The sequence below is a fragment of the Victivallis vadensis genome, from assembly GCF_003096415.1.
GTDB classification, from domain to species: domain Bacteria; phylum Verrucomicrobiota; class Lentisphaeria; order Victivallales; family Victivallaceae; genus Victivallis; species Victivallis vadensis.
Genome location: NZ_QEKH01000036.1, coordinates 14800 through 35188, shown reverse-complemented (window position 1 = coordinate 35188; position 20389 = coordinate 14800). Strand labels below are relative to the sequence as shown.

Annotated in this window: 14 protein-coding genes; 8 read left to right on the top strand and 6 right to left on the bottom strand. The window is 60.9% G+C overall.

The features are described 5' to 3' along the window. The first annotated feature begins 79 nt into the window (after window positions 1-79). From C8D82_RS17340 to C8D82_RS17330, 3 genes are read left to right on the top strand one after another with little or no spacing between them, the layout of a single operon-like run. On the top strand, window positions 80-1165 hold the full coding sequence (locus C8D82_RS17340) for a GntR family transcriptional regulator (protein ID WP_116885553.1): 1086 nt from the start codon (window positions 80-82) through the stop codon (window positions 1163-1165). After that, complete coding sequence (locus tag C8D82_RS17335; RefSeq protein ID WP_116885563.1) at window positions 1162-1869, top strand: type II secretion system protein; 708 nt, start codon at window positions 1162-1164, stop codon at window positions 1867-1869. The genes C8D82_RS17340 and C8D82_RS17335 overlap by 4 nt, the downstream gene beginning before the upstream one ends. Next, window positions 1866-5351 carry a hypothetical protein gene (locus tag C8D82_RS17330; RefSeq protein ID WP_116885552.1) on the top strand — a complete coding sequence of 1162 codons (3486 nt, stop codon included), beginning with the start codon at window positions 1866-1868 and terminating at the stop codon, window positions 5349-5351. Before C8D82_RS17335 ends, C8D82_RS17330 begins: the two co-directional genes overlap by 4 nt. A gap of 7 nt (window positions 5352-5358) precedes the next feature. Here C8D82_RS17330 and C8D82_RS17325 read toward each other — a convergent pair whose 3' ends face one another. The 3 genes from C8D82_RS17325 to C8D82_RS17315 form a co-directional block, all read right to left on the bottom strand. Beyond that, window positions 5359-7134 carry an ABC transporter ATP-binding protein gene (locus tag C8D82_RS17325; protein ID WP_116885551.1) on the bottom strand — a complete coding sequence of 592 codons (1776 nt, stop codon included), beginning with the start codon at window positions 7132-7134 and terminating at the stop codon, window positions 5359-5361. 316 nt (window positions 7135-7450) lie between these two features. After that, a complete protein-coding gene (locus C8D82_RS17320) occupies window positions 7451-8551 on the bottom strand; it encodes an ABC transporter ATP-binding protein (protein WP_116885550.1) in 1101 nt (366 codons plus the stop codon). A gap of 216 nt (window positions 8552-8767) precedes the next feature. After that, window positions 8768-10060 carry an ATP-dependent 6-phosphofructokinase gene (locus tag C8D82_RS17315; RefSeq protein ID WP_116885549.1) on the bottom strand — a complete coding sequence of 431 codons (1293 nt, stop codon included), beginning with the start codon at window positions 10058-10060 and terminating at the stop codon, window positions 8768-8770. Window positions 10061-10264: 204 nt separating this feature from the next. On the opposite strand from C8D82_RS17315, the gene C8D82_RS17310 reads away from it, so the two are divergent. The 5 genes from C8D82_RS17310 to C8D82_RS17290 all read left to right on the top strand — a co-directional run bounded on the left by C8D82_RS17310 (window position 10265) and on the right by C8D82_RS17290 (window position 16127). Then, a complete protein-coding gene (locus C8D82_RS17310) occupies window positions 10265-10789 on the top strand; it encodes a hypothetical protein (protein ID WP_133245270.1) in 525 nt (174 codons plus the stop codon). 3 nt (window positions 10790-10792) lie between these two features. Further along, window positions 10793-12598 carry a YgiQ family radical SAM protein gene (locus tag C8D82_RS17305; protein ID WP_116885547.1) on the top strand — a complete coding sequence of 602 codons (1806 nt, stop codon included), beginning with the start codon at window positions 10793-10795 and terminating at the stop codon, window positions 12596-12598. Between the two features lie 42 nt (window positions 12599-12640). Beyond that, window positions 12641-13540, top strand: a complete 900-nt coding sequence (locus C8D82_RS17300) for a metallophosphoesterase (RefSeq protein ID WP_116885546.1) — start codon at window positions 12641-12643, stop codon at window positions 13538-13540. A gap of 92 nt (window positions 13541-13632) precedes the next feature. After that, window positions 13633-15249, top strand: coding sequence for an alpha-galactosidase (locus tag C8D82_RS17295; protein ID WP_116885545.1), 1617 nt, complete (start codon window positions 13633-13635; stop codon window positions 15247-15249). A 50-nt stretch (window positions 15250-15299) separates the two neighbouring features. Then, window positions 15300-16127: a phosphodiester glycosidase family protein gene (locus C8D82_RS17290; RefSeq protein ID WP_116885544.1), complete on the top strand. Its 828-nt coding sequence runs from the start codon at window positions 15300-15302 to the stop codon at window positions 16125-16127. Window positions 16128-16133: 6 nt separating this feature from the next. Here C8D82_RS17290 and C8D82_RS17285 read toward each other — a convergent pair whose 3' ends face one another. The 3 genes from C8D82_RS17285 to C8D82_RS17275 all read right to left on the bottom strand — a co-directional run bounded on the left by C8D82_RS17285 (window position 16134) and on the right by C8D82_RS17275 (window position 20334). After that, window positions 16134-18302 (bottom strand): alpha-amylase family protein, encoded by a 2169-nt coding sequence (locus tag C8D82_RS17285; RefSeq protein WP_133245269.1) that lies wholly within the window; start codon window positions 18300-18302, stop codon window positions 16134-16136. Between the two features lie 31 nt (window positions 18303-18333). Continuing rightward, a complete protein-coding gene (locus C8D82_RS17280) occupies window positions 18334-19107 on the bottom strand; it encodes a prepilin-type N-terminal cleavage/methylation domain-containing protein (RefSeq protein ID WP_116885542.1) in 774 nt (257 codons plus the stop codon). 201 nt (window positions 19108-19308) lie between these two features. After that, window positions 19309-20334, bottom strand: coding sequence for a LacI family DNA-binding transcriptional regulator (locus C8D82_RS17275; RefSeq protein ID WP_116885541.1), 1026 nt, complete (start codon window positions 20332-20334; stop codon window positions 19309-19311). Window positions 20335-20389 lie beyond the last annotated feature (55 nt).

The window sequence follows — 20389 nt, the reverse complement described above, 5'->3', positions numbered from 1 at the left end:
AAATATCGATCCGGGCTTGACATTTCGCTTTCAATCTGGTATAATTATAGTACCAGATAAAACAAAGGAACAATTCGTCATGAATCCGGTTTTCGACAAAACGGGAAGCCTGCACAAGACGCTGGCGTATGAAATCCTCTCCGGCTTCTATCCGGCCGGCTCGAAGCTGCCGAGCGAACGTGACCTCAGCGAAAAATACCGCATCAGCCGCAACACCGTAAGGTTGACGCTTGAGGAGCTTGAAGCGGCGGGAGCGATCCGGCGGCGGCCCCGTTCCGGCGCGGTCGTCACCGCCGACGCCCCGGCGATCCTGAGAGCCGCCCCGGCGGCACAGGCCGAACTTTCGGCGGCGCTGATCCTGCCTCCCGACCAGATTTCAAACCCGGTCGTGCAGGCGATTTTCACGGTGTTCTGCAAATACTGCTCGGAAAAGGTGCGCATTTCCGTCGTTTTCATCGACCAGCTCGCCTCGGAGGATTTCCGCAGCCTGCGCGCCGACATGGCGATCCTGTTCGCCGTACCGGAAGCCGCGGTCCGCCGCAGACTGGCGCAGCGGATCGGACGCCTGGTCCTGCTCAACGCGACGGCCGGCGACTGCGACTACATCGCGCCGGACAACCGGCTGGCCGGACGCCTGATCGCCGAGCACCTGCTCGAATGCGGCCACCGCTCCATCGGCGGGGTCACCTTTGACGACCGCGACCCCGGCAGCGATTTCCGGCAGCGGCTCGACGGCTGCGCGGAAGTGTTCGACGCGGCCGGAGCGGCGCTGCACCTGACCCGGATTTCCGCGTTGAAATTCAGCGACGCCAGATTCCGGCGCAAATTGGTCGAACCGATGGTGAAAGCGGGACATTCCGCGCTGATCGGCGGCTGCGACGCGATCGCCGCCGAACTCTGCGCCGCCGTGTTCGCCGCCGGGAAACGGGTTCCGGCCGACGTCAGCATCGCGGGGTTCGACGACCAGTTCTACACGCAGTTCATGCTTCCGGCGCTGACCACGGTGAAATACCCGGCGGAAGCCATCGGCATCCACCTCGCCGCCGTCACCGACGAGTTGCTCGCGGGCCGCGACGGGCATATCCGCAAACTGGTTCCCCCGATTCTGGTCAAACGCGCATCCATCCTGAATTTACCACACAGAACTGAAGGAGAAGAAGAATGAAACCTCATTTCATCCCGAACCGCAACCGATTCCGGAAAGAACCATATTTCACTCTGATCGAGTTGCTCGTCGTAATAGTGATCATCGCCATTCTCGCCTCCATGCTGCTGCCCGCGCTGAACCGCGCCCGGGACCGCGCCCGGACCATCAACTGCATCGGCAACATCCGGCAGATCGTTTCGGCGCTGAACTTTTATGCCGACGACAACGGCGACTACTTCCCGCTGTTCCGCGACGGCGACGGCACGGGCAGGTACTGGATCAACCGCCTCACCGACGGCAAGTACGCACCGGAACCGCAATGGGTTGACCGCAGCTACGCCAAGACCTCCCGCGCCCGGCCGACGATCTTCCGCTGCCCCGCCGAAGTGCAGACCAATTCGGGGGATTACGGCGTGCCGATCAGTTGGAGCGCCGGTCAGCGCGATTCGTATGAAAAGATTTTTTTCGACCTGCATGTGAAACGCGGCGGCGTGCGGCGCCCCTCCGCCACGCTGCTGCTGGCCGACGCCCGGGAATACCTCTCCCCCGGCGAGGAACGTCCGGCCATCTGGATTTACGTCAGCGCCGAAAGCTATTACAGCCCCTCCCCCCGCCACAACGGAACCGCCGGCATCGGTTTTTTCGACGGGCACGCCGCCACCGTGCGCTATGCCGACCTGCGGGCGAACACCAACAATATTTTCGGGAAACTCAATCCATGATGAAACTTTTTTCGTTTTCGCTTCTGCTGTTCGCCGTTTCCGCGCTTCCGGCCGCTCCGAGCTGGATCTGGCTGCCGGACCGGAGCCGCTCCGCCGCTTTCCGCAAGACCGTCACACTTGATGAAGAGGTCCGTTCCGCCGTGTTTCACATCGCCTGCGACGGGCGCGCCCTGCTCTACATCAACGGCAAACTGCCGTTCCGGGGAACCGATACGCCGTGGCTTAATCTGGCCGTGCTGAAAGTGCAGCGCTACGACCTCGGCAAGGCTTTCACCAAAGGGGAAAACGTATTCGCCGTCACCGCATGGCCGGGCGAACACGGTGCGGGCTTCATCTGCAAAGGGGAAATCGTATTGAAATCGGGCAGGACCGTCACGGTCGACTCCGGGCCGTCGTTTCTGGCCTTCGACCGCGAATCGCTGCGCGTGCCGGGCGAAGAACTCTGGCAATCGCGGAATCCCTCCGGCTGGAACCTGCCCGGAGGCGATTTTTCCCACTGGAAACCGGCGAAAGTTCTCGGCCCGGCGGAACACCCCTCCTACCGCGACCGGGTGGACACCGCGCCGCTGCGGCGCGACGACTGCTTTTCCGCCGCCCCGGAGAAACAGGGGCGGCTGATGCTGGACGATTTCTCCGACATCTCCAGCTGGCTCGGCGGCCCCCGCCGGGGCCACGCTCCCGCCGCGACCCGGCCGGTCCATTTCAGCTTCGGTTCGGTGCCGGCTCCCGAACGCGACGACGGCTTCTGCGGCGAACTGCGGTTCGCGTTCCGCGAAAAGAACGGCGTGGCGGCCTTCATCAAAAACGCGGTTTACCAGACCTGGAGCCGTCCCGCCGCAATCACCTTCGCCGCCGATCCGGCGGGCCGCGACGGCGCGCTTTCGTTTGAATTCGAGGACAAGGCGGGAAAGCGGTTCCGCACGGCTGAGCTCGCCGTCAGCGGCTCCGGCTGGAAAAACTACACGCTGCCGTTCGACCGCACCACCGTCCCGGAGTTCGACCGGCTGGCTTTCCCGGTCGCGATGCGCAGCCTGCAATTCCGGCTCCGGGAACCGGGAAACGGCGTGATCCGGCTCGACGATATCGCCTATCTCGCGGATGTCTCCAATCCGCGCAAGCAGCTTGAAATCCGCTCCGAATACCGGCAGCTCGCCCATGCGCCGGGCGAACGGGTCCGGCTCGGCTTCCGGGTCCGGAACGCGCTCGCACGGTCGGTGGAGTGCCGTTTCGAGCTGCGCGTCTTTTCACCGGAAGGCGAGCTGCTGCGCCGGCAGCGGGCTTCCGCCGAAATCGGCGCGGCGAGTGTGCAAATGATCCGGTTCGATCTCGACGGCTTCTCCCGGATCGCCCCCTACCGGATCGAGCTTGCCGCCGACAACGGCAGTGTGCGGAACACCTTTCAGGGATGGCTCGGCGTGTTCCGCCCCAACGGACGGCGGCTCAATCACGGCCCGATGTATTTCGGCATCGAGGACCAGGAATTCCACACCGCTCCGTATGAGGCCGGGCTTCACGTCGAATGGATGAAGCTGCTCGGCGTCGACCTGCTGCGCGGCATCTTCATGGGCGGCGCCGCCCAGTACGAACGCGGCGCGCAAACGGGGCTGGAAGCGTTTGCGAAACTCTGGCGGCCCCACTTCGACGCGGGACTGGAGCTGCTGCTCGACTATGCCGCCGACGTGCCGCCGTGGACCATCTCCGACGCGAAAAAGAAGAACGACCCGAACTGGCACCGCAACCGGATGTCCGACCTGCCGGAGATGCTGGCCGAGCATATCGCCGACGTCGCGAAGTTCATCGCCGTCCATCCGCAGATCAGATACTTCGAATGGCTCAACGAACCGGATCTCGGCGGCTTCGGCGGCACCGCCGACGAATACATCGCCAGCCTGAAGCTGGTCTATCCGATCCTGAAACAATACGCGCCTCAGCTCAAGGTGACCACCGGCGGCATGGTCGTGACCCACCCCTACGGCAAGCCGGGCTTCACCCGGCGCGTCTACCGCGAATGCGCCGACTTCTACGACGTCGCCGCCTTCCACTGCCACGACGACATCGAAACCTACAAGCGGTATCAGGCCGAAATCGAAAAACTCGCCCCCGGCAAGCCGGTCGCCAACACCGAAGCGGGCAGCCGCTCCTACCAGAGCGCCCCTGAGCTTTTCTTCATACAGGCGGCAGTGCTGGTCAAGAAGATCGCCTACGCGAAAAGCCGCGGCTCGGAGTTCTACATCTGGTTTATGCTGCAGGATTACTGGGATAAATACGTGAACGCCGACGACTCCTTCGGCCTCGTCACCGTGGACAACCAGCCCAAGCCCTCCTTTCTCGCCTACAACGAACTGATCCGCCGGCTCGCCGGCCTCGCACCGGCTCCGGCGGCGGAGCTTGATCCGAGGCTTGAAACGCTCCGTTTCACCGGCAAGGAGCGGGAAGTCTTCGTCTGCTGGCCCCGACAGGATTCCGGGAACTTCCTGTTCGCGCTGCGTTCCGGAGCCGACGTGGTACGGACCGATATTTTCGGTTCCTCCGAAACCATCCGCCCCCGGAACGGCATCGCGATGCTCACCAGCTCCGCCCTGCCCTTCTACCTCTCGGCTCCGCCCGGAGCCGTATCACCGGGAATCCAGCCGCTGACGCCGCGCGGCCGCCGGTCGGGAATCCCCGGCGGAAGCTGTCGCTGCCGCTTCACCCTCACCAATCCGTTGCCGGAAACCGCCTGTTTGGAATTGGCCGTCAACGGTCGAAAGCTCGCACGCCGCCTGGAGCCGGGCGCTTCCGCCGATCTGGAACTGCCCCTGATCATTCCGGCGGATGCGCTTCCGGGTACGGTTGCGAAAATTCCGGCACGGCTCCGGCTCGGAGAAACCGAACAACCCGCCGAACTGGAAATCGCCGTCGCACTGCCGGTGCCGCCCGCCGGAACGCCGCCTCATCCGCTGCGGCTCGACTCCGCCGCGCAGTTGACCGAACTTGCCTTCGATCCGGTCACACCTCGCTGGAGCGGCCCGGACGACCTGTCGGCAACCATCCGGATCAACCACGACATGAAGAACCTGCTCTTTGACATCGAAGTACGCGATCAGGAACACTGTACGCCCTTCGACGGAGACCGGATCTGGAAGAACGACTCCATTCAGGTCGCCCTCTCCCCGGAGGACGGCAAACAGGTTACCGAACTGACCGTCTCCGGCTCCACCCGCGACCGGGCCGCCGTCTGGCGGCATCGCGCCCCCGACGCCGCACAGAAAGGAAGCTGGCCGATTCAGGCGGAAGTGGTCCGCGACAGCGGCGTCACCCGCTACCGGTTCGCGGTTCCGCTCGCGGAAACCGGTATTCCGGCCCACTCCGGCACCCGGTTCCGGCTGTCGCTTCTGGTCAACGACAACGACGGCGGCAAACGCCTGCGGCTGATGGAATTCAGCCGCGGCATCGAAAACGATAAATCACCGGAGCTGTTCGGCCGGGCCAGACTCCTGTGATCCCCCCTTACTGGGCGGCGCTGAATTTGTGTTCCATTTCGGCATAAACGCCGCTCTGCGCCATCAGCTCCCGATGGGTGCCGATCTCGGCGATCCTGCCGTCCTTCATCACCACGATCCGGTCGGCGTCACGAATGGTGGAGAGGCGGTGCGCGACGATGAAGGTGGTACGCCCCTTCACCAGCCGGTCGAGCGCCCCCTTGATCTGCGATTCGGAATCCACGTCCAGCGCACTGGTCGCTTCGTCGAGAATCAATACGCGCGGATCGCGCAGCAGCGCGCGGGCGATCGCGATGCGCTGCTTCTGACCGCCGGAGAGACGCGCGCCGTTTTCGCGCACCTGCGTGTTCAGCCCCTCCGGCAGCGAATCGATCAGCGTCATCAGGTCGGCGTTGCGCACCGCGTCCATCAGCTCGAACTCCGTCGGGTTGGCTCCGTAACAGATATTGTCGCGGATCGTGCCGTCGAAGAGCAGCGTCTCCTGCGTGACCACCGAGATAAAGGTGCGGTAGCTGCGCAGATCCAGCTCGTTCATATCGCGTCCGTCCAGCAGCAGCCTGCCCGCCGTCGGCCGGACGAAGCCGATCACCAGATGGGCGATCGTGGATTTCCCCGCCCCCGACGGCCCCACCAGCGCGATGGTTTCGCCGGCGGGCACATGCAGGCAGATATCCTCCAGCGCATGCGCCTCGCAGCCCGGATACTGGAAGCTGACGTGGTCGAATACAAAATCACCGGTCACCGTGGTCACCTCCGGCTTGTCTTCGTTCAGCTCGATATCGGGGCACTCCAGCACTTCGCCGATCGACTTGACCGACTCCATGCCCTTGGTGATCGCGGGCAGGCAGTTCATCGCCGCGAGCACCGTGCCGGTGATGGTGCCGAAATAGTTCGCCAGCAGCCCGATGTCGCCGACGCCGATCTTCAGGATGCCCTTTTTGTACAGGAACGCGATCAGCACCAGCGTGAAGAGGTTGAACAGCATCAGGATCACCCAGTTCACCGAACCGAAGATCGAGTTCACGTAATCGACCTGAAGCCCCGCCTTGCGGATCTCTTCCAGCCGCCGGTCCACCCGGCTGATCTCCACGTCTTCGACGTGGTGGGCGCGGGTGATCGGAATCAGCCGGAGCATTTCAGTGACCCGCCCGGACATATCCTCGATGCTTTTGCGGAACTCCCGGTTGGTCTGCGCCATGCGCTTGCGGATCGCGACGTAAAGCACCACCGCCAGCGGCACCGCCGCCACGTAGAACACAATGAACAGCGGCGCCTTGATCGCGGTCACCGTCACCGCCACCGCCAGCGTGCAGATGATGTGCGGCACGGTGTCGAGCAGCATGCGGGTCATGTTTTCGATGCTCTCCACATCTCGCGTGACCTTGTTCTGCAGCGACCCCATCTTCGACGAGGTGTGGTACGGAATCGAGAGATGCTGAAGCCGGGTGCAGAGCGCCGACCGCAGATTGCGTTCGACGGTGCGGCACGGCACGCTCATCAGCCACACGTAATACATGTGGGTCGGGATGTTCTGCACAATCACCACAAAACCGATACCGAGGATCCAGTAAAGCCGTTGGTAGAACACCTCCGGCGGCAATCCGCTTTCCGTGATCATATTGACGACTTCCGCGGTCAGGATCGGCAGCACATAAGCCGGTGCGGCCTTGACCACATACATCAGCCAGACCATCAGGAAGCGCAGCTTGTACCCGGCATAAAAACCGAGATAATTCTGAAATGCCCGACGATTGCGATATTCGCGATGGAGCAGCTCTCTCATATAAAAACCTGAAACTATTAAACCTGAACTCAATTCAATCCACGAAAAAACAAACCAAAACAGGAAAGACGGATACGATCAGCATCGTATCCGTCTGAGCCATCCGAGGTGGAGAAAGAACAACCTGTCCGGCACGACCGGAAAACATAAACAATATCGGTAGCGCGCGCGGCACTCCGCCGCGCCGAACGAATACCCGTTTCTGTTGTAACTCCGCCGGTTCATATTCTCACACACCATACATCCGGATGAGGTTTTCAGGACCATGCACCAAAAAGCGGCGGCCCCGACGGACCGCCGCACCGGGTTCCATCGATCAGATGACCGTCAGCTCCGTCTCGCCGTCGAACAGATGGGCGTTCGGCAGCAGCACCGCAAAGCTGACCTGCTCGCCGACCTTGACCTGCCGGTGGGGATCGACGCGGGCGATGAAGGTGTTCTCGCCGGTGTTCAGGTACACGAACGTCTCCGAACCCATCGGCTCGATCACCTCCACCCGGGCGGTCACGCGCGGCATGCCGGGAGCCTCCTCGGCCTGCTTGGTGCCGATATCCTCCGGCCGGACGCCGAACGTCATTTTCTTATCCGCATAGGGAGCGATCTTCTCTTTCCACTCAGCCGGCACCTCGAACTGGAAGCCCGGCTCGACGAACATCAGCTTGCCGTCCTTGTGCACGATCATGCCGTCGAAGAAGTTCATCGGCGGCGTGCCGATGAAGCCCGCCACGAATTTGTTGCACGGGTGATCGTACAGGTCGATCGGAGCCGCGACCTGCTGCACCACGCCGTCCTTCATCACGCAGATCCGGTCCCCCATGGTCATCGCTTCGGTCTGGTCGTGGGTCACGTAGATCATCGTGCTCTCAAGATGCTGGTGGAGCTTGGAGATTTCGGTGCGCATCTGCACGCGCATCTTGGCGTCGAGGTTCGACAGCGGTTCGTCGAAAAGAAACGCCTTCGGCTTGCGTACAATCGCGCGGCCGACGGCGACGCGCTGGCGCTGGCCGCCGGAGAGCTGTTTCGGACGGCGCTCAAGGTACTCCTCAAGCCCGAGAATCTTGGCCGCCTCCTTCACGCGGTAATCGATATCCTCCTTGGAGAAATTGCGCAGCTTCAGCCCGAACGCCATATTGTCGTACACCGACATGTGCGGATACAGCGCGTAGTTCTGAAACACCATCGCGATATCGCGGTCTTTCGGCGCCACATTGTTCACGACGCGGTCGCCGATCTTCACTTCGCCCTTTGAAATCTCCTCCAGCCCGGCGATCATGCGCAGCGTGGTGGATTTGCCGCACCCGGAGGGGCCGACCAGCACCATGAACTCGCGGTCCCTGATTTCGAGATTCACATCTTTGACGGCGGCCACTTTGCCGTCATAGATCTTCCAGACGTGTTCCAGAATTACTTCTGCCATTGTGATACATTCCTTGACTTAAGCGTTCCCGATGCCGAAGCGGCCACTGACGACCTGCGGATTGCTCCGGTTCACCGAACCGGTCCGTCTCCGGGCACACCGAAAACATGCTCTTAAAGCTAGAGAATATAAACCGGGCCGGGCCGTTTTCAAGTTCGATCAATAAAAAAGCGGCGGAAAAACCTCCGCCGCCTCTTTCCGTGGCGCACCGCGCACTCAGCGGTAGCACTTCCAGGTGACCGATTTCACGCTGTCCCACAGGCTGGAGTTGATGTCGATCTTCTTGCGGGAACTGGTCGCGACCGGAATCGGCACATGCGTGAAGCGGTCGTTCCAGTGGCCGATCACCACGTCGGTGCGGCCCGCCATCGCCGCGTGCACCGCGTGCTGCGCAAGCATTTCGCAGAACACCGCGTCGGTGCCGTGCGCCGGCAGGCTGCGGATCAGGTACGACGGATCGAAATATTTGACGCTGAGGTCGAGATTGATCTCCTTGCCCCATGCGACAATCTTCTCATGCAGAAATTCGCCGATATTATGGTGCAGCACATTGCCGGACTTGTCGCGGCGACTGGACTCCTCCTCGAACAGGTGCTGGCCCGCGCCTTCGGAGACGATGATCACCGCGTGCTTGCGTTCGCGCAGCCGGCGTTCCAGGCTCGGCAGCAGCGCGTGTTCGCCCTCGTACAGGCTGAACGCATCCTCGGGCACCAGACAGTAGTTCACATGGGTGTTGGCCAGCGTCGCATAGGCGGCGATGAAGCCGGAATCGCGCCCCATCACATGGATCAGGCCGACGCCGTGCGGCGTGCCCTTCGCCTCGTTGTGGGCGGAGGAAATCACCGAATTGGTCGCGTAGACCGCGGTTTCGAAGCCGAAGGTTTTGTCGATGAAGTTGATGTCGTTGTCGATGGTCTTGGGGATGCAGACCACGCTGATGTTGAGGCCGCGCCGTTCGACTTCCATCGCGATGTCGTGCGCGCAGCGCAGCGTGCCGTCGCCGCCGATGCAGAACAGGATTTTGATGTTCATGCGCTTGAGCGTTTCAACCATCGTGACCTCGTCCTGGCGGCCGCGGGAGCTGCCGAGCACGGTGCCGCCGATCTCATGGATGCCGTCCACCGAATCCGGGGTCAGCAGCATCGGCTCGTAGCCGAACGACGGGATCAGCCCCTGATAGCCGTACCGGATGCCGAACACGATCGGCACGTTGTACCGGACCATCAGCGTGCGGGTCAGCCCCTTGATCACGTCGTTGAGTCCGGGGCAGAGCCCGCCGGCGGTCAGGATTGCCGCGTGGGTCCACGCCGGATCATGATAGATCTTTTCGCGCGGCCCGGCCTGTTCGAAAGCGCTGAGCCTGCCGTTTTCGTTGTACTCTCTGATCACTTCGTCGGCGTCTTTTCCGTAGATCACGGAAGAGTTCTCGGGAATAAACTTCACCCCGGACAGCGGCGAATCAATCGTCGCTTCCCCGAGGCGTTTTACAGTCAGATCCGGTACGGCCATATTTCATTCTCCAAAAAATTCGGGCGTTGTGCGGGTTGTTTCCGTCCAGGCGGGCGGAGTAGATAAAATACTCCGCTTTTCCCCGAAAATCAAACTCCGATCCGGCAAAAGGGCTTGAATTTCACGGGTTCGGGATTTATATTTCTTTTCAAGAACACCCGGAACATTGTCAGATTGACCAAATACTACAGGATTGTCCGAATCATGAAAAAGTTTTTCCTCGCCGCACTGTTTTCCGCCGCCGTGCTGCTGAGCGTTTCCGCCGAAACCGTTCCGTTCCGCAGCGGCGAGCTGCTGGCGGCGGAGCTCTCGACCGTCCGTCCCAAAATCAACAATTTCGACAAGTTCGCCTACCCGGAAACCTTTGAAAAGCCGATCTACGCGGTGCTGGTCGTCCGGCTCGCCCCGGGGCGGACGCTCAGCAATTACGACTATTCGATCGACGCTTTCGGCGTGACCTCGCCCTGCATCGCGATCAAAGCCGGCAACGGCGATTTCGACTCCGGCCGCCGCGAAATCCGCGAGGTGAAAAAGGGTGAAAAATACTCTCTGCTCTTTTTGCTGAACGGCAGTCTCGTCGGCCTGACCCCGCAGGAAAAGCTGATCCTGAAATGCAATTTCCCGCCGGCGGAACGCGCCGAACAGACGATTTTCCTGAACAACCTCGGCTCCAGGCCGTTCACCGCCCCCGGCCGCATCCCGGACGCGGGCATCATGAAGGTCAATTGAGCCGTGACGCCCTCCAAGCGCCCGCTGTTCCTGCCGACCAGCCGCAAAGAGATGGAACAGGCGGGTTACGATGAACTGGATATCCTGCTGATCACCGGCGACTGCTACGTGGACCACCCCTCTTTCGGCGTCGCGATCATCGGGCGTCTGCTCGAATCGCTCGGCTACCGGGTCGGGCTGATCGCCCAGCCGGACTGGAAGGACCCGGAAGCCCTGAAAATCATGGGCCGTCCCCGGATCGGCTGCGGCGTGACCAGCGGCAATATGGATTCGATGGTCAACATCTACACCGTCGGCCGCCGCCTCCGCAAAGACGACTGTTTCAGCGAAAACGGCGAAATCGGCAAACGCCCGCCCCACGCCCTGACCGTCTACGCACAGCTGGTGCGGCAGGCGTTTCCGGGCATCAACGTGCAGCTCGGCGGACTGGAAGCGAGCTTCCGCCGGGTCGCCCATTACGACTACTGGCAGGATAAGATCCGCCCGTCGGTGCTGATCGACTCCAAGGCCGACGTGCTCGTCTACGGCATGGGCGAACGTCCCACTCCCGAAGTCTACCGCCGCTGGGCGGAGGGGCTGCCGCTCGACGGCATCCGCGGAACCGCGCGGCTGCTCGGCAAAAAAGCCGCTGAAGCGTTCGACCCGAAGGATCAATATCTGGAATTGCCGAGCTACGAGGAGACGCTGGCCGACAAGGATGCGCTGATGACTTCGACCAGGATGATCGAAGCGGAGATGAACTATCTCGGCGGGCGCGGCCTGTTCCAGCGTTACGGCGACCGGATCGTCGTGATCGAACCGCCGCCGGAGGTGCTGACCCCCGAAGAACTCGACAAGGTCCACGAACTGCCCTACGCACGGATGCCCCATCCGAAATACAAGGGCCGGATTCCGGCGTTTGAGACGATCAAGGATTCGATCCAGGCGGTGCGGGGCTGCCCCGGCGGCTGCGCCTTCTGCGGGCTGGTCGTCCATCAGGGGCGGCACGTGATGAGCCGCAGCGAGGATTCGATCATGCGCGAACTCGACGCGATCGCCGACCAGCCGTTCTTCAAGGGGACGGTCAGCGACGTCGGCGGCGCGGCGGGCAACATCTACCAGAGCAGGTATGATCTGGAGCGGTGCAGACGGTGCAAACGCTCCAGCTGCCTCTACCCGGCGCCGTGCCCGAACTACACCTGCACCGGGCTGGAGATCGTGCGGCTGCTGCGCCGGATGAGCGCCCACCCGAAGGTCAAACACGTCTACATCAACTCCGGCATCCGCCTCGACCTCGCGCTGCGCCAGCCCGAACTGCTGCGCGAGCTGATTTCCAAGCACGTGTCGGGACACCTGAAGGTCGCTCCCGAACACCTGAATCCAGAAGTGCTCAAATTGATGCGCAAAAGCTCGGCGGAGGAGTTCTACAAATTCATGGAGCTTTTCGAGAAGATCAGCAAGGAGTGCGGCAAGGAGCAGTACCTGATCCCGCTTTTCATCTCGAACTTCCCCGGCTGCTCCGGCAAGGAGATGAAAACCGTCGACGACTTCCTCGAAAAACACCATTGGAGCCTCCAGCAGGTGCAGGATTACATCCCGCTGCCGATGACCATGGGCGCGGCGATGTACTACACCGGCAAAGCTCCCGACGGCCGCGAAATCGTGGTGAACCGCGGCCTCGCCGAACGGCGCGAGCAGATCGGCGTCCTGAAGAAACGGCGTTCGGGCAACGCGATCAACTCCGATCCGGCCCGCCGCTGCTGGGAAAAAGCACCCCGCCGTCCCGGCCGCAACCGCCCGGCGGGAGGTTTTAAAAAGCCGGGCCGGTAAAGGCGCGTTACACCGGAGAAAGTCCGGCGAACAGATTTTTCCATGAAAGCAGACGGTGCAATCACATGGCTCGGCGGGCACAGGCGGCTGGTTTTCCGGCTTGTGCTGCTGTGGTTGTTCATGTGCAGCGCCGCGGCGACCGCCCTGATCGTGCTGATGCGCGGCAATTGCGATGTGTTTGAAGTGCACCGGCACGAAATCACCGCGCCGCGCTGGGGAAGCGGCGCACCGCGGCTCCGGGTCGCGGTGCTGGCGGATTTCCATGTCCGCCCGACGCCGGAGGACCTGAAACGGCTCGAACGGATCGTCGCAGCCGCCAACGCCGAAGCCCCCGACCTGATTTTGCTGCCCGGCGATTTCGTCGCCGGCCATCTTCCGTCCCACTCCGCAACCCCGGAGGAGATCGCCGTGCGGCTCGGAGAACTCAAAGCGGAACTCGGCGTCTACGCAGTGCTCGGCAACCACGACCACTGGCAGCAGCCGCAGCGAATAGAGGCCGCGCTGGCCGCCAACGGGATCGTGCTTCTGGAGAACCGTTCCATCCGGCTCGAAGCCGACGGCAAGCCGTTCCATCTGGTCGGCGTCACCGACTGGCTGAAACAGCGGGAACCGGACTGGGGCGCGCTGCTCCCGCCGGACTCCCTGCCCTCTCTGGTGATGACCCATACGCCCGACGTTTTCGATTCGATGCCGGAAAAACCGGCGCTGGCGGTGGCGGGACACACCCACGGTGGCCAGATCGACCTGCCGCTGCTGGGAGCGCCCGCCGTTCCCTCCCGCTTCGGGGAACGCTATCAGCACGGGTTGATCCGGGATCGCGGCAACCTCGTTTTCGTGACAGCCGGCCTCGGCTACAGCATCCTGAAGCTGCGGCTGAACTGCCCGCCGGAGATCGCGATTCTCGACCTGATTCCGCCGCCGGGAAATCCGAACCGAATTTGAATATTCGCTGCTTGCAACTTTCCGCGCAGGGTCTATATTAGTCCAATACGCATATCATATAGTCAATATGGAATAAAATACGGAGCATCGACATGGACCAGATTCCGCAGTGGCGGCCGGAGCCGGAGTGCTATCGCGCCGCGCTTCCGCTCAATTTCCCGCCGGAAGCCAACTTCATCTACCGCAGCACCAACAATATGACGCCGGTGCTGCCGGGCTCGTCGGTTCATTCGGCGGACAGCTTCGACGCCGACCTGCCGAGCCACGACGTGGTGGTGGTCGGCGATGCGGGCACCTCCGATTATCTGCTGGTGGGAGCTTTGACCGCCCACCGCTCCCAGACCTACTTCACGGTCCGCCGCCGCAGCGGGCGGCTCCACTCGATCGCGGTCGCGCAGCCTTCCGTGAAGCCCGGCGAAAAACCCGAAGAGCTGCTGGTCAAATCCGGCAGCGACTGGCGGGAACTGCTGAAGTTCTACGCGGAGGAGTCCGCGCGCCGGATGGGCGTGAAGCCCGTCTCCGCCGAAACCAACCTCGCAGGTTACTGTTCATGGTACTACTACTACGCGGACGTGACCGAACGGGATTTCCTCGACAACCTCGAAGCCCTCGCGGCCCGGAGCGATTCGCCCTATTCCAGCGGAATCGCCCAGATCGACGACGGCTACCAGACCTTTCAGGGCGACTGGCTGGACCAGGACGCCTCGTGGCCGACGCCGCTGGCCGAAATCGCCCGCAACGCCGCATCCAAGGGGCTGACGCCGGGAATCTGGCTGATGCCGATGCTCGCGTCGACCGCCAGCCGCACTTTCCGGGAGCACCCGGAGTACTTTGTGTGCAATGAAAAGGGAGAACCGCTGGTGTTCGCGGGCTGGTCCCCCGCCCCGGACAACCACTGGGCCTGCCTTGACGCGACGCAGCAGGCGGTCCGCGACCACCTGACCCATGTATTCAAAACCTTCCGCAGCTGGGGTTTCCGCTACTTCAAGCTGGACGGGCTCGGCTACGGCCTGCCGGAAGGACGGCGGCAGGACGCCGGAGCCACCGCGGTCAGCGCGTTCCGGCTCGCGTTGAAAACGATCCGCGAAGCGGTGCCCGATGCGTTCATTCTCGGCTGCTGCCCGCCGTTCATGGCCTGCCTCGGCTATGTCGACGCCTGCCGGGTCAGCTGCGACACTTCGCGCTACTGGATCAGCCAGGACCCGCGCCCGCTGAACTGCGACAACTCCCCCGGACTCCCCGGCATCCGGAATGCGTGGCACGGCACGATCATGAACTGGTGGATGTTCGACCGCTGGTTCCGCGCTGATCCCGACACGGTGATGGCGCGGCAGGACAACGCCTTTTACACCCTCGGCGAAGCGCGCATTTCGACCCTCGCCGCGATTCTCACCGGCGTGTCGATCACCAGCGACCACCTCGGCACCATCGCACCCGAACGTTACCGGCTGCTGGAGCTGGCCGCGAGCCTCCGGCTCCGCGACGCGGCTCCGGCCCGCTGGGAGCCGTTCCGCTGGCCGCAGGTTTTCACCGGAACCGTAGACGGCAGGAAGGCGGCCGCCTTCGTCAACGACACCGATCAGGAGATGACTTTCGAGCTTTCGGAGGGAGGGCTCGGCGCCTCCGCCGAGGAGGTGCTGATCGGCCTCGGACGAATATCCGGCCCTCTCACGCTGCCGCCGCACGACGCGGCACTGCTGATCGAATAACCAACCGGCGCCTCAGTGAGGCGCCTTTTTTATTACAAGGAGATTCAAACATGATTCAGAAAATGTTTGCGGCGCTGTTCGCCGCGACCGCCCTGCTGTCAGCGGCGGCAGCCAGGACGCCGGAGGCTCCGGCGTGGATTCAAAAGGCCGAAAGCCGCACGGAACAGCTCGCGCCGGGAGTCCGACTGACCACTTTCGACCGCGTCCGGGTATTCGGAAAACCGCAGTTTATTTCGGTTCTCCGGGCAGACCTCTCCACGCCGGGCCTCCGGCTCGGGCTTGCGGAGTGCGACGGCGGCAACTATGAGACCGTCAGCCATTTCGGCAGAAGACTCGACGCACTGGCCGCGGTCAACGCCGGATTCTTCGCGATGAAAGGCAATCCGATGGGCGTGCGCTACTTGAAGATCGACGGCAAAGTGCTCAACGCCGATCTCGGCGGCGACCCGGAGCGGGCCTATTTCGTCCTCGATCAAACCGGCAGGCCCGCGATTGTCGGCCCCGCGGACTTTGCACCGGAACGATGCCGTTCGGCGGTCTACGGCAACCGGCTGCTGCTGAAAGACGGCAAGGTGCCGCCGCTCGGCGATGACAAGGCGCGCCATCCGCGCACTGCGGCAGGATTGTCCGGAAACACCCTGCTTTTGGTGGTCATCGACGGCCGGGCCAGAGAGAGCGCGGGAGTCACCTTCGCCGAACTCGCCACGCTGCTGAAGGATCTCGGCTGCACCGATGCGGTCAACCTCGACGGCGGCGGCTCCAGCACGATGTGGACCAGGCACCACGGAGTGGTCAACCACCCGAGCGACAACAGGAAATTCGATCACGCGGGCGAGCGTCCCGTGCATAACGCGCTGTACCTCATCTCCGGCCGCTGACCGGAACTATTTTCCGGGGCCTTCGGCAAGCCGGTAGCGGTACATGTCGGCGCTGACTTTGCGCGCGGCATCGACCATCTCCCGGTAAGGCGTATCGGTCACGTCGACGAAGCCGCACTGGATGTTCTCATCGTCCGCAGGCCGTCCGGTCGCCATCTGGTCGGTGTACTTGAAGTAATGCACACCGGCGATCTGCGGATTCCACAGGGCGCTGCGGACATAGCGGTCAAAGCCGCGGGCGCGCTCCGCCTGGTTCGCGGCAGGCTGCAATCCCGGATGCGCCGGACCGTTGGCGGCGGTGCCGTAGTGCCACTCGCCGACGATCACCGGCATATCGACTCCGGCCGGCAGACGCCAGGCGCTGATCTCCGGGCGGTAGAGATTGAACGAGCATCCGTCGAGATACTTCGCGGAAGTGGCGATCACCTTTTCGTTGCGGTCGTTGAAGCGGCAGCCGAAGTAGAGTTTGCCGGGGGCTTCGCGGTTGATGACCTCTTTGCAGGTCCGGAAATAACGGTTGACGATGACGTCGTTGAACTCCTCCAGATCCGCCCGCGCCTTTTCGGGTTCGGCGGGCATCGCGGTACTGTTCAGAAACGCGCCGAAGTCGGCATATCCGGTACCCCAGACCTTGTTGAGCGCGGCAATATCGTTGCCATATTTATTTCTGTAATATTCGGTCATTGCGATTTTCGCCGGCTGGGAGGCCGGGGAGCGCAGCGCGCCTTCCGCGAGAAAAGTGTCGGTTTTCCCCCAGGAAAGTTCGTTATCGATAAAGTATCCGATGCAGAAGGGATCATCAACAGTGTATTTCTGTCTGGTTTGCAACGCCTCTTTGATTCCGGCGGCGAACTCGGGATTGAAAACATCCGGAAACTTCTGCCAGCCAATTTGCCTGCATCCTTCGATTACATCGTAAAATTTGGCGAACTCCACGGCGGTGATGTAGGGATGATGGAACTCTGTCTTCAGAATATCCGGGTGCACCCAGTTGCCATTGGTATTGAACCCCCAACTGGAAAAACGGCGCTGGGAACGAGTCACGAATTCCTTGTGATATTCCTTGCCGTATTTGCGGAACATATTGTAACAATAGAAGTGAAACTGCAGAATATTGGTGTCCTGGTTACCGCCCTTGCCTTTATAGAAGCCGAAACGGGGGAAACGTTCTTTCGTGTAGAAATCCGCATTTTCCGCACTGTTTTCCGGCAGCTCTTCAAAGTAATTTTCCCGAAATGTGATCGCGGTAACACTGTCGGCTTTATCATGAGTTGTATTCATTCCGAGCGACCAGAAGAGTTTGCCCTCCGGGTCGGTCAGGAACCATTTCCCCTTGTACTTGACTGTGCCCCAGCCGCCTTTCTTCTCCCCGAAGGTCGGCCCGTCCGCCCAGCCGCCGAAACGGTTCCGGCCGGGAACGGCGGGATTGGCGGCAAGTTCGCGGTCCTCCGCCAGCTTGCGCTCTCCGAGCTGGGCGACATCGGTCACTTTGCCGGGCCAGTCGGCATGTTTGTACTGGCCGAACCGGTCGATGAAGGGATAGAAGGCCTCCTTGCTCCTCAACGCTTCGGGAAGCGGTTTCACCGGTTCTTCCACGCGGAAATTGGAGAGTTCAAAGCGCATCGGCCTGTCGGCGTCGGGATTGCTCGTCCAGATGCGGAGCTGGGCGACCCGGTCCGGCACGATCTTGTGATCGCCCTTGACGAAACCGTCGGGCAGACGCTGCATCCCCTCGGGCGCCCATGCCGAACTCTCTTTGACGGCGCGGCCGTAGCGGACGCGCAGCGGCGCTTTTTCACCGGGAAGCAGCGCGATCGAGGAATAAGCGATATGGGCGAAGGCGTTCGAGTTCTTCCCCTCCTTCAGGTTGACGATCTCCATCCGGAGCTGCATCGGATATTTGTTGTTATTCCTGACATCCACAGCCAGAATCGCGCCTTGGGAAAGGTCGAAATACTTTTCGCCTTTCTTCGGAGTGACGATCGTCCCCTGCCAGCGACCGCCTTTCGGCGGCAGTTCAAGCGCGAGCCGGTCGCCGGTCACTTTCACCTTGTCGGTCTTGTTGAACGGGGCGAAAACGGCGCCGCCCCGGGCGATGCTGAAAAGCTGCCTGTCAGCCGCGGCCAGACCCGCCGCCAGCAGCAAAGCGGCGGCACATGAAGAAAATTTCATCATTCTTTCCTCGTTATTTTTTGTACCGGAGCAATCAATGCACTTCCCGTGCTCCATTGCTATTAAACCATTGAGAAGCTTCAATTGGCGACGACTGCAAATCTTTACCCGACATAGCCTTCACATGCCCATCGGCAAAAGCAAGGTTCCCCCGGCCCTGATGGGCTTCATAAAAAAGTCCAGCCTGCCAACTCCAATAGTTATGAAAACGGAATCTGTAAGCCCTTCTCTGATCACCAGGAGAATCCAGCAAACGAGTATCCGCATAAAGCGGCAATGCCGATACTGACTTCATTTTGGTCAAGGAGGCAAATTCCCCCTGTGTGGCAATCCCTATCCGGCAAGCGAACCGCCCCATACGTGCCATTACTTCGTCAGGCACATTAGAATCGCTCCAGTCAACGGCCCCGTAAACATTTTGCTCAAGGTCATTATTGAGTTTGGTCGAACCAGGACATCTGACTACATTCCAACCAATATAACTTCCATGCCCTTTGGTCAACCACCAGTCGTTATTCCAGGGACCTCCCGGCGCATCACCGTTACAAAGCCAATTGCACCACATTCCATTTTCAGTCAAAACACTGGTTGGAATAAAATCCCCATTATCGTTCCCATACATCAGCGCGCCGGAAATGACCTGTTTCAAATTGCTGACACAGGAAGTCGCCCGTGCTTTTTCACGAGCCTTGTTCAGTGCAGGCAGCAACATGGCTGCCAATATCGCGATAATTGCAATTACAACAAGCAATTCAATCAATGTGAATAGTAAGCTGATCTGCATTCTCGATTTTGCATGTACACTCATTTTTTACTTCCTTCTATGTCAGGTTTTATCAAGTTATTGTTACAGCTTCTCTCGTTTTTTTCTATGAAACTTCTCACTTTCAAAGCAAACACCCCCTTTCTTTTTTTAGAATTCAACACAAAATAAATTAAATCATTATCATTCATGACAATATCGTTTTCATTTCAACTCCCTGCATCATTATCGGGAAACAACAAACCGTCAGGCATCCGGCGGCGCAGCCACCGAACTCCGGATCACCAACTCCGGAAGCAGATATTCACGGGGCAGCCCCGATTGTTTCCCACGCAGATAATCGCTCAGGCAATGAATGGCCCGTTTACCCCGGCTGATGAGCGGCAACCGGATCGTGGTCAAACCGGGGGACAGATATTTGGCGAAAGACTGATCGTCACATCCAGCAACGGAAATATCCTCCGGGATGCGCAGGCCATTGTCGAAACAGGCCTTGTAACATCCGAAAGCGATCTCGTCATTGGCACAGACAAACGCGGTGGCCCTTCCCTGCCCTTTCAGGAACTGCACAGTCTGCTGGTATCCCGCCTCCTTGTCACGTCCGATTCCGTCGATATGTCCGATCGGACAGGGCGGAACCAGAAAGCGGTCGGCGGATTCACCGATCGCCGCCATGAATTCGCGATAAGCGCGCACCCGCTCCTGATAACTCTGATTGGGAGGTTCCGCACAGAGATAAGCAATCCGACGATGTCCCTGAGAGTGCACATATTTCAGCATCTGCAACATCGCATGGTAGGAATCCGTGCAGAAATAACCGATCAGCTCTCCCTCCAGAGGAGTTCCGACCAGCATGCAGGGGATTCCGGCCGCTGCCAGCGTTGAAATTTCGTCAAGCCACGCCGCTCCGCTGATCACCGCCACGGCATTACAGCGCCAGATGCGGCAAACCCGCAGCAACGGCAGACGGCCGGTATAACGCTGAATCGACAGTTCAATTCCTTCGGCATTCGCCGCCAGTCCCATGCCGGTCAGGATCGTGGCGATATAGTCGGTGATATCCCCGACGCCGACGATCACGCTGATCCGCAGAAGCCGCTCAACCGACTTATCCGGCGTGAAATTATTTTTTTCGACAACGGCCATGACCTGTCGGCGCAAAGCTTCGCTGACATCGGGATGGTTGTTCAGCACCCGGGAGACCGACGCCAGCGAAACACCGGCTTCCTCGGCCACCAGCCTGATATTGATTTTTTTGCTTTTTCTGGGCATGATCTCTGATTTCGCCTTTTTGTTCTTCGTTCAATATTATACTCGAAACATCCGC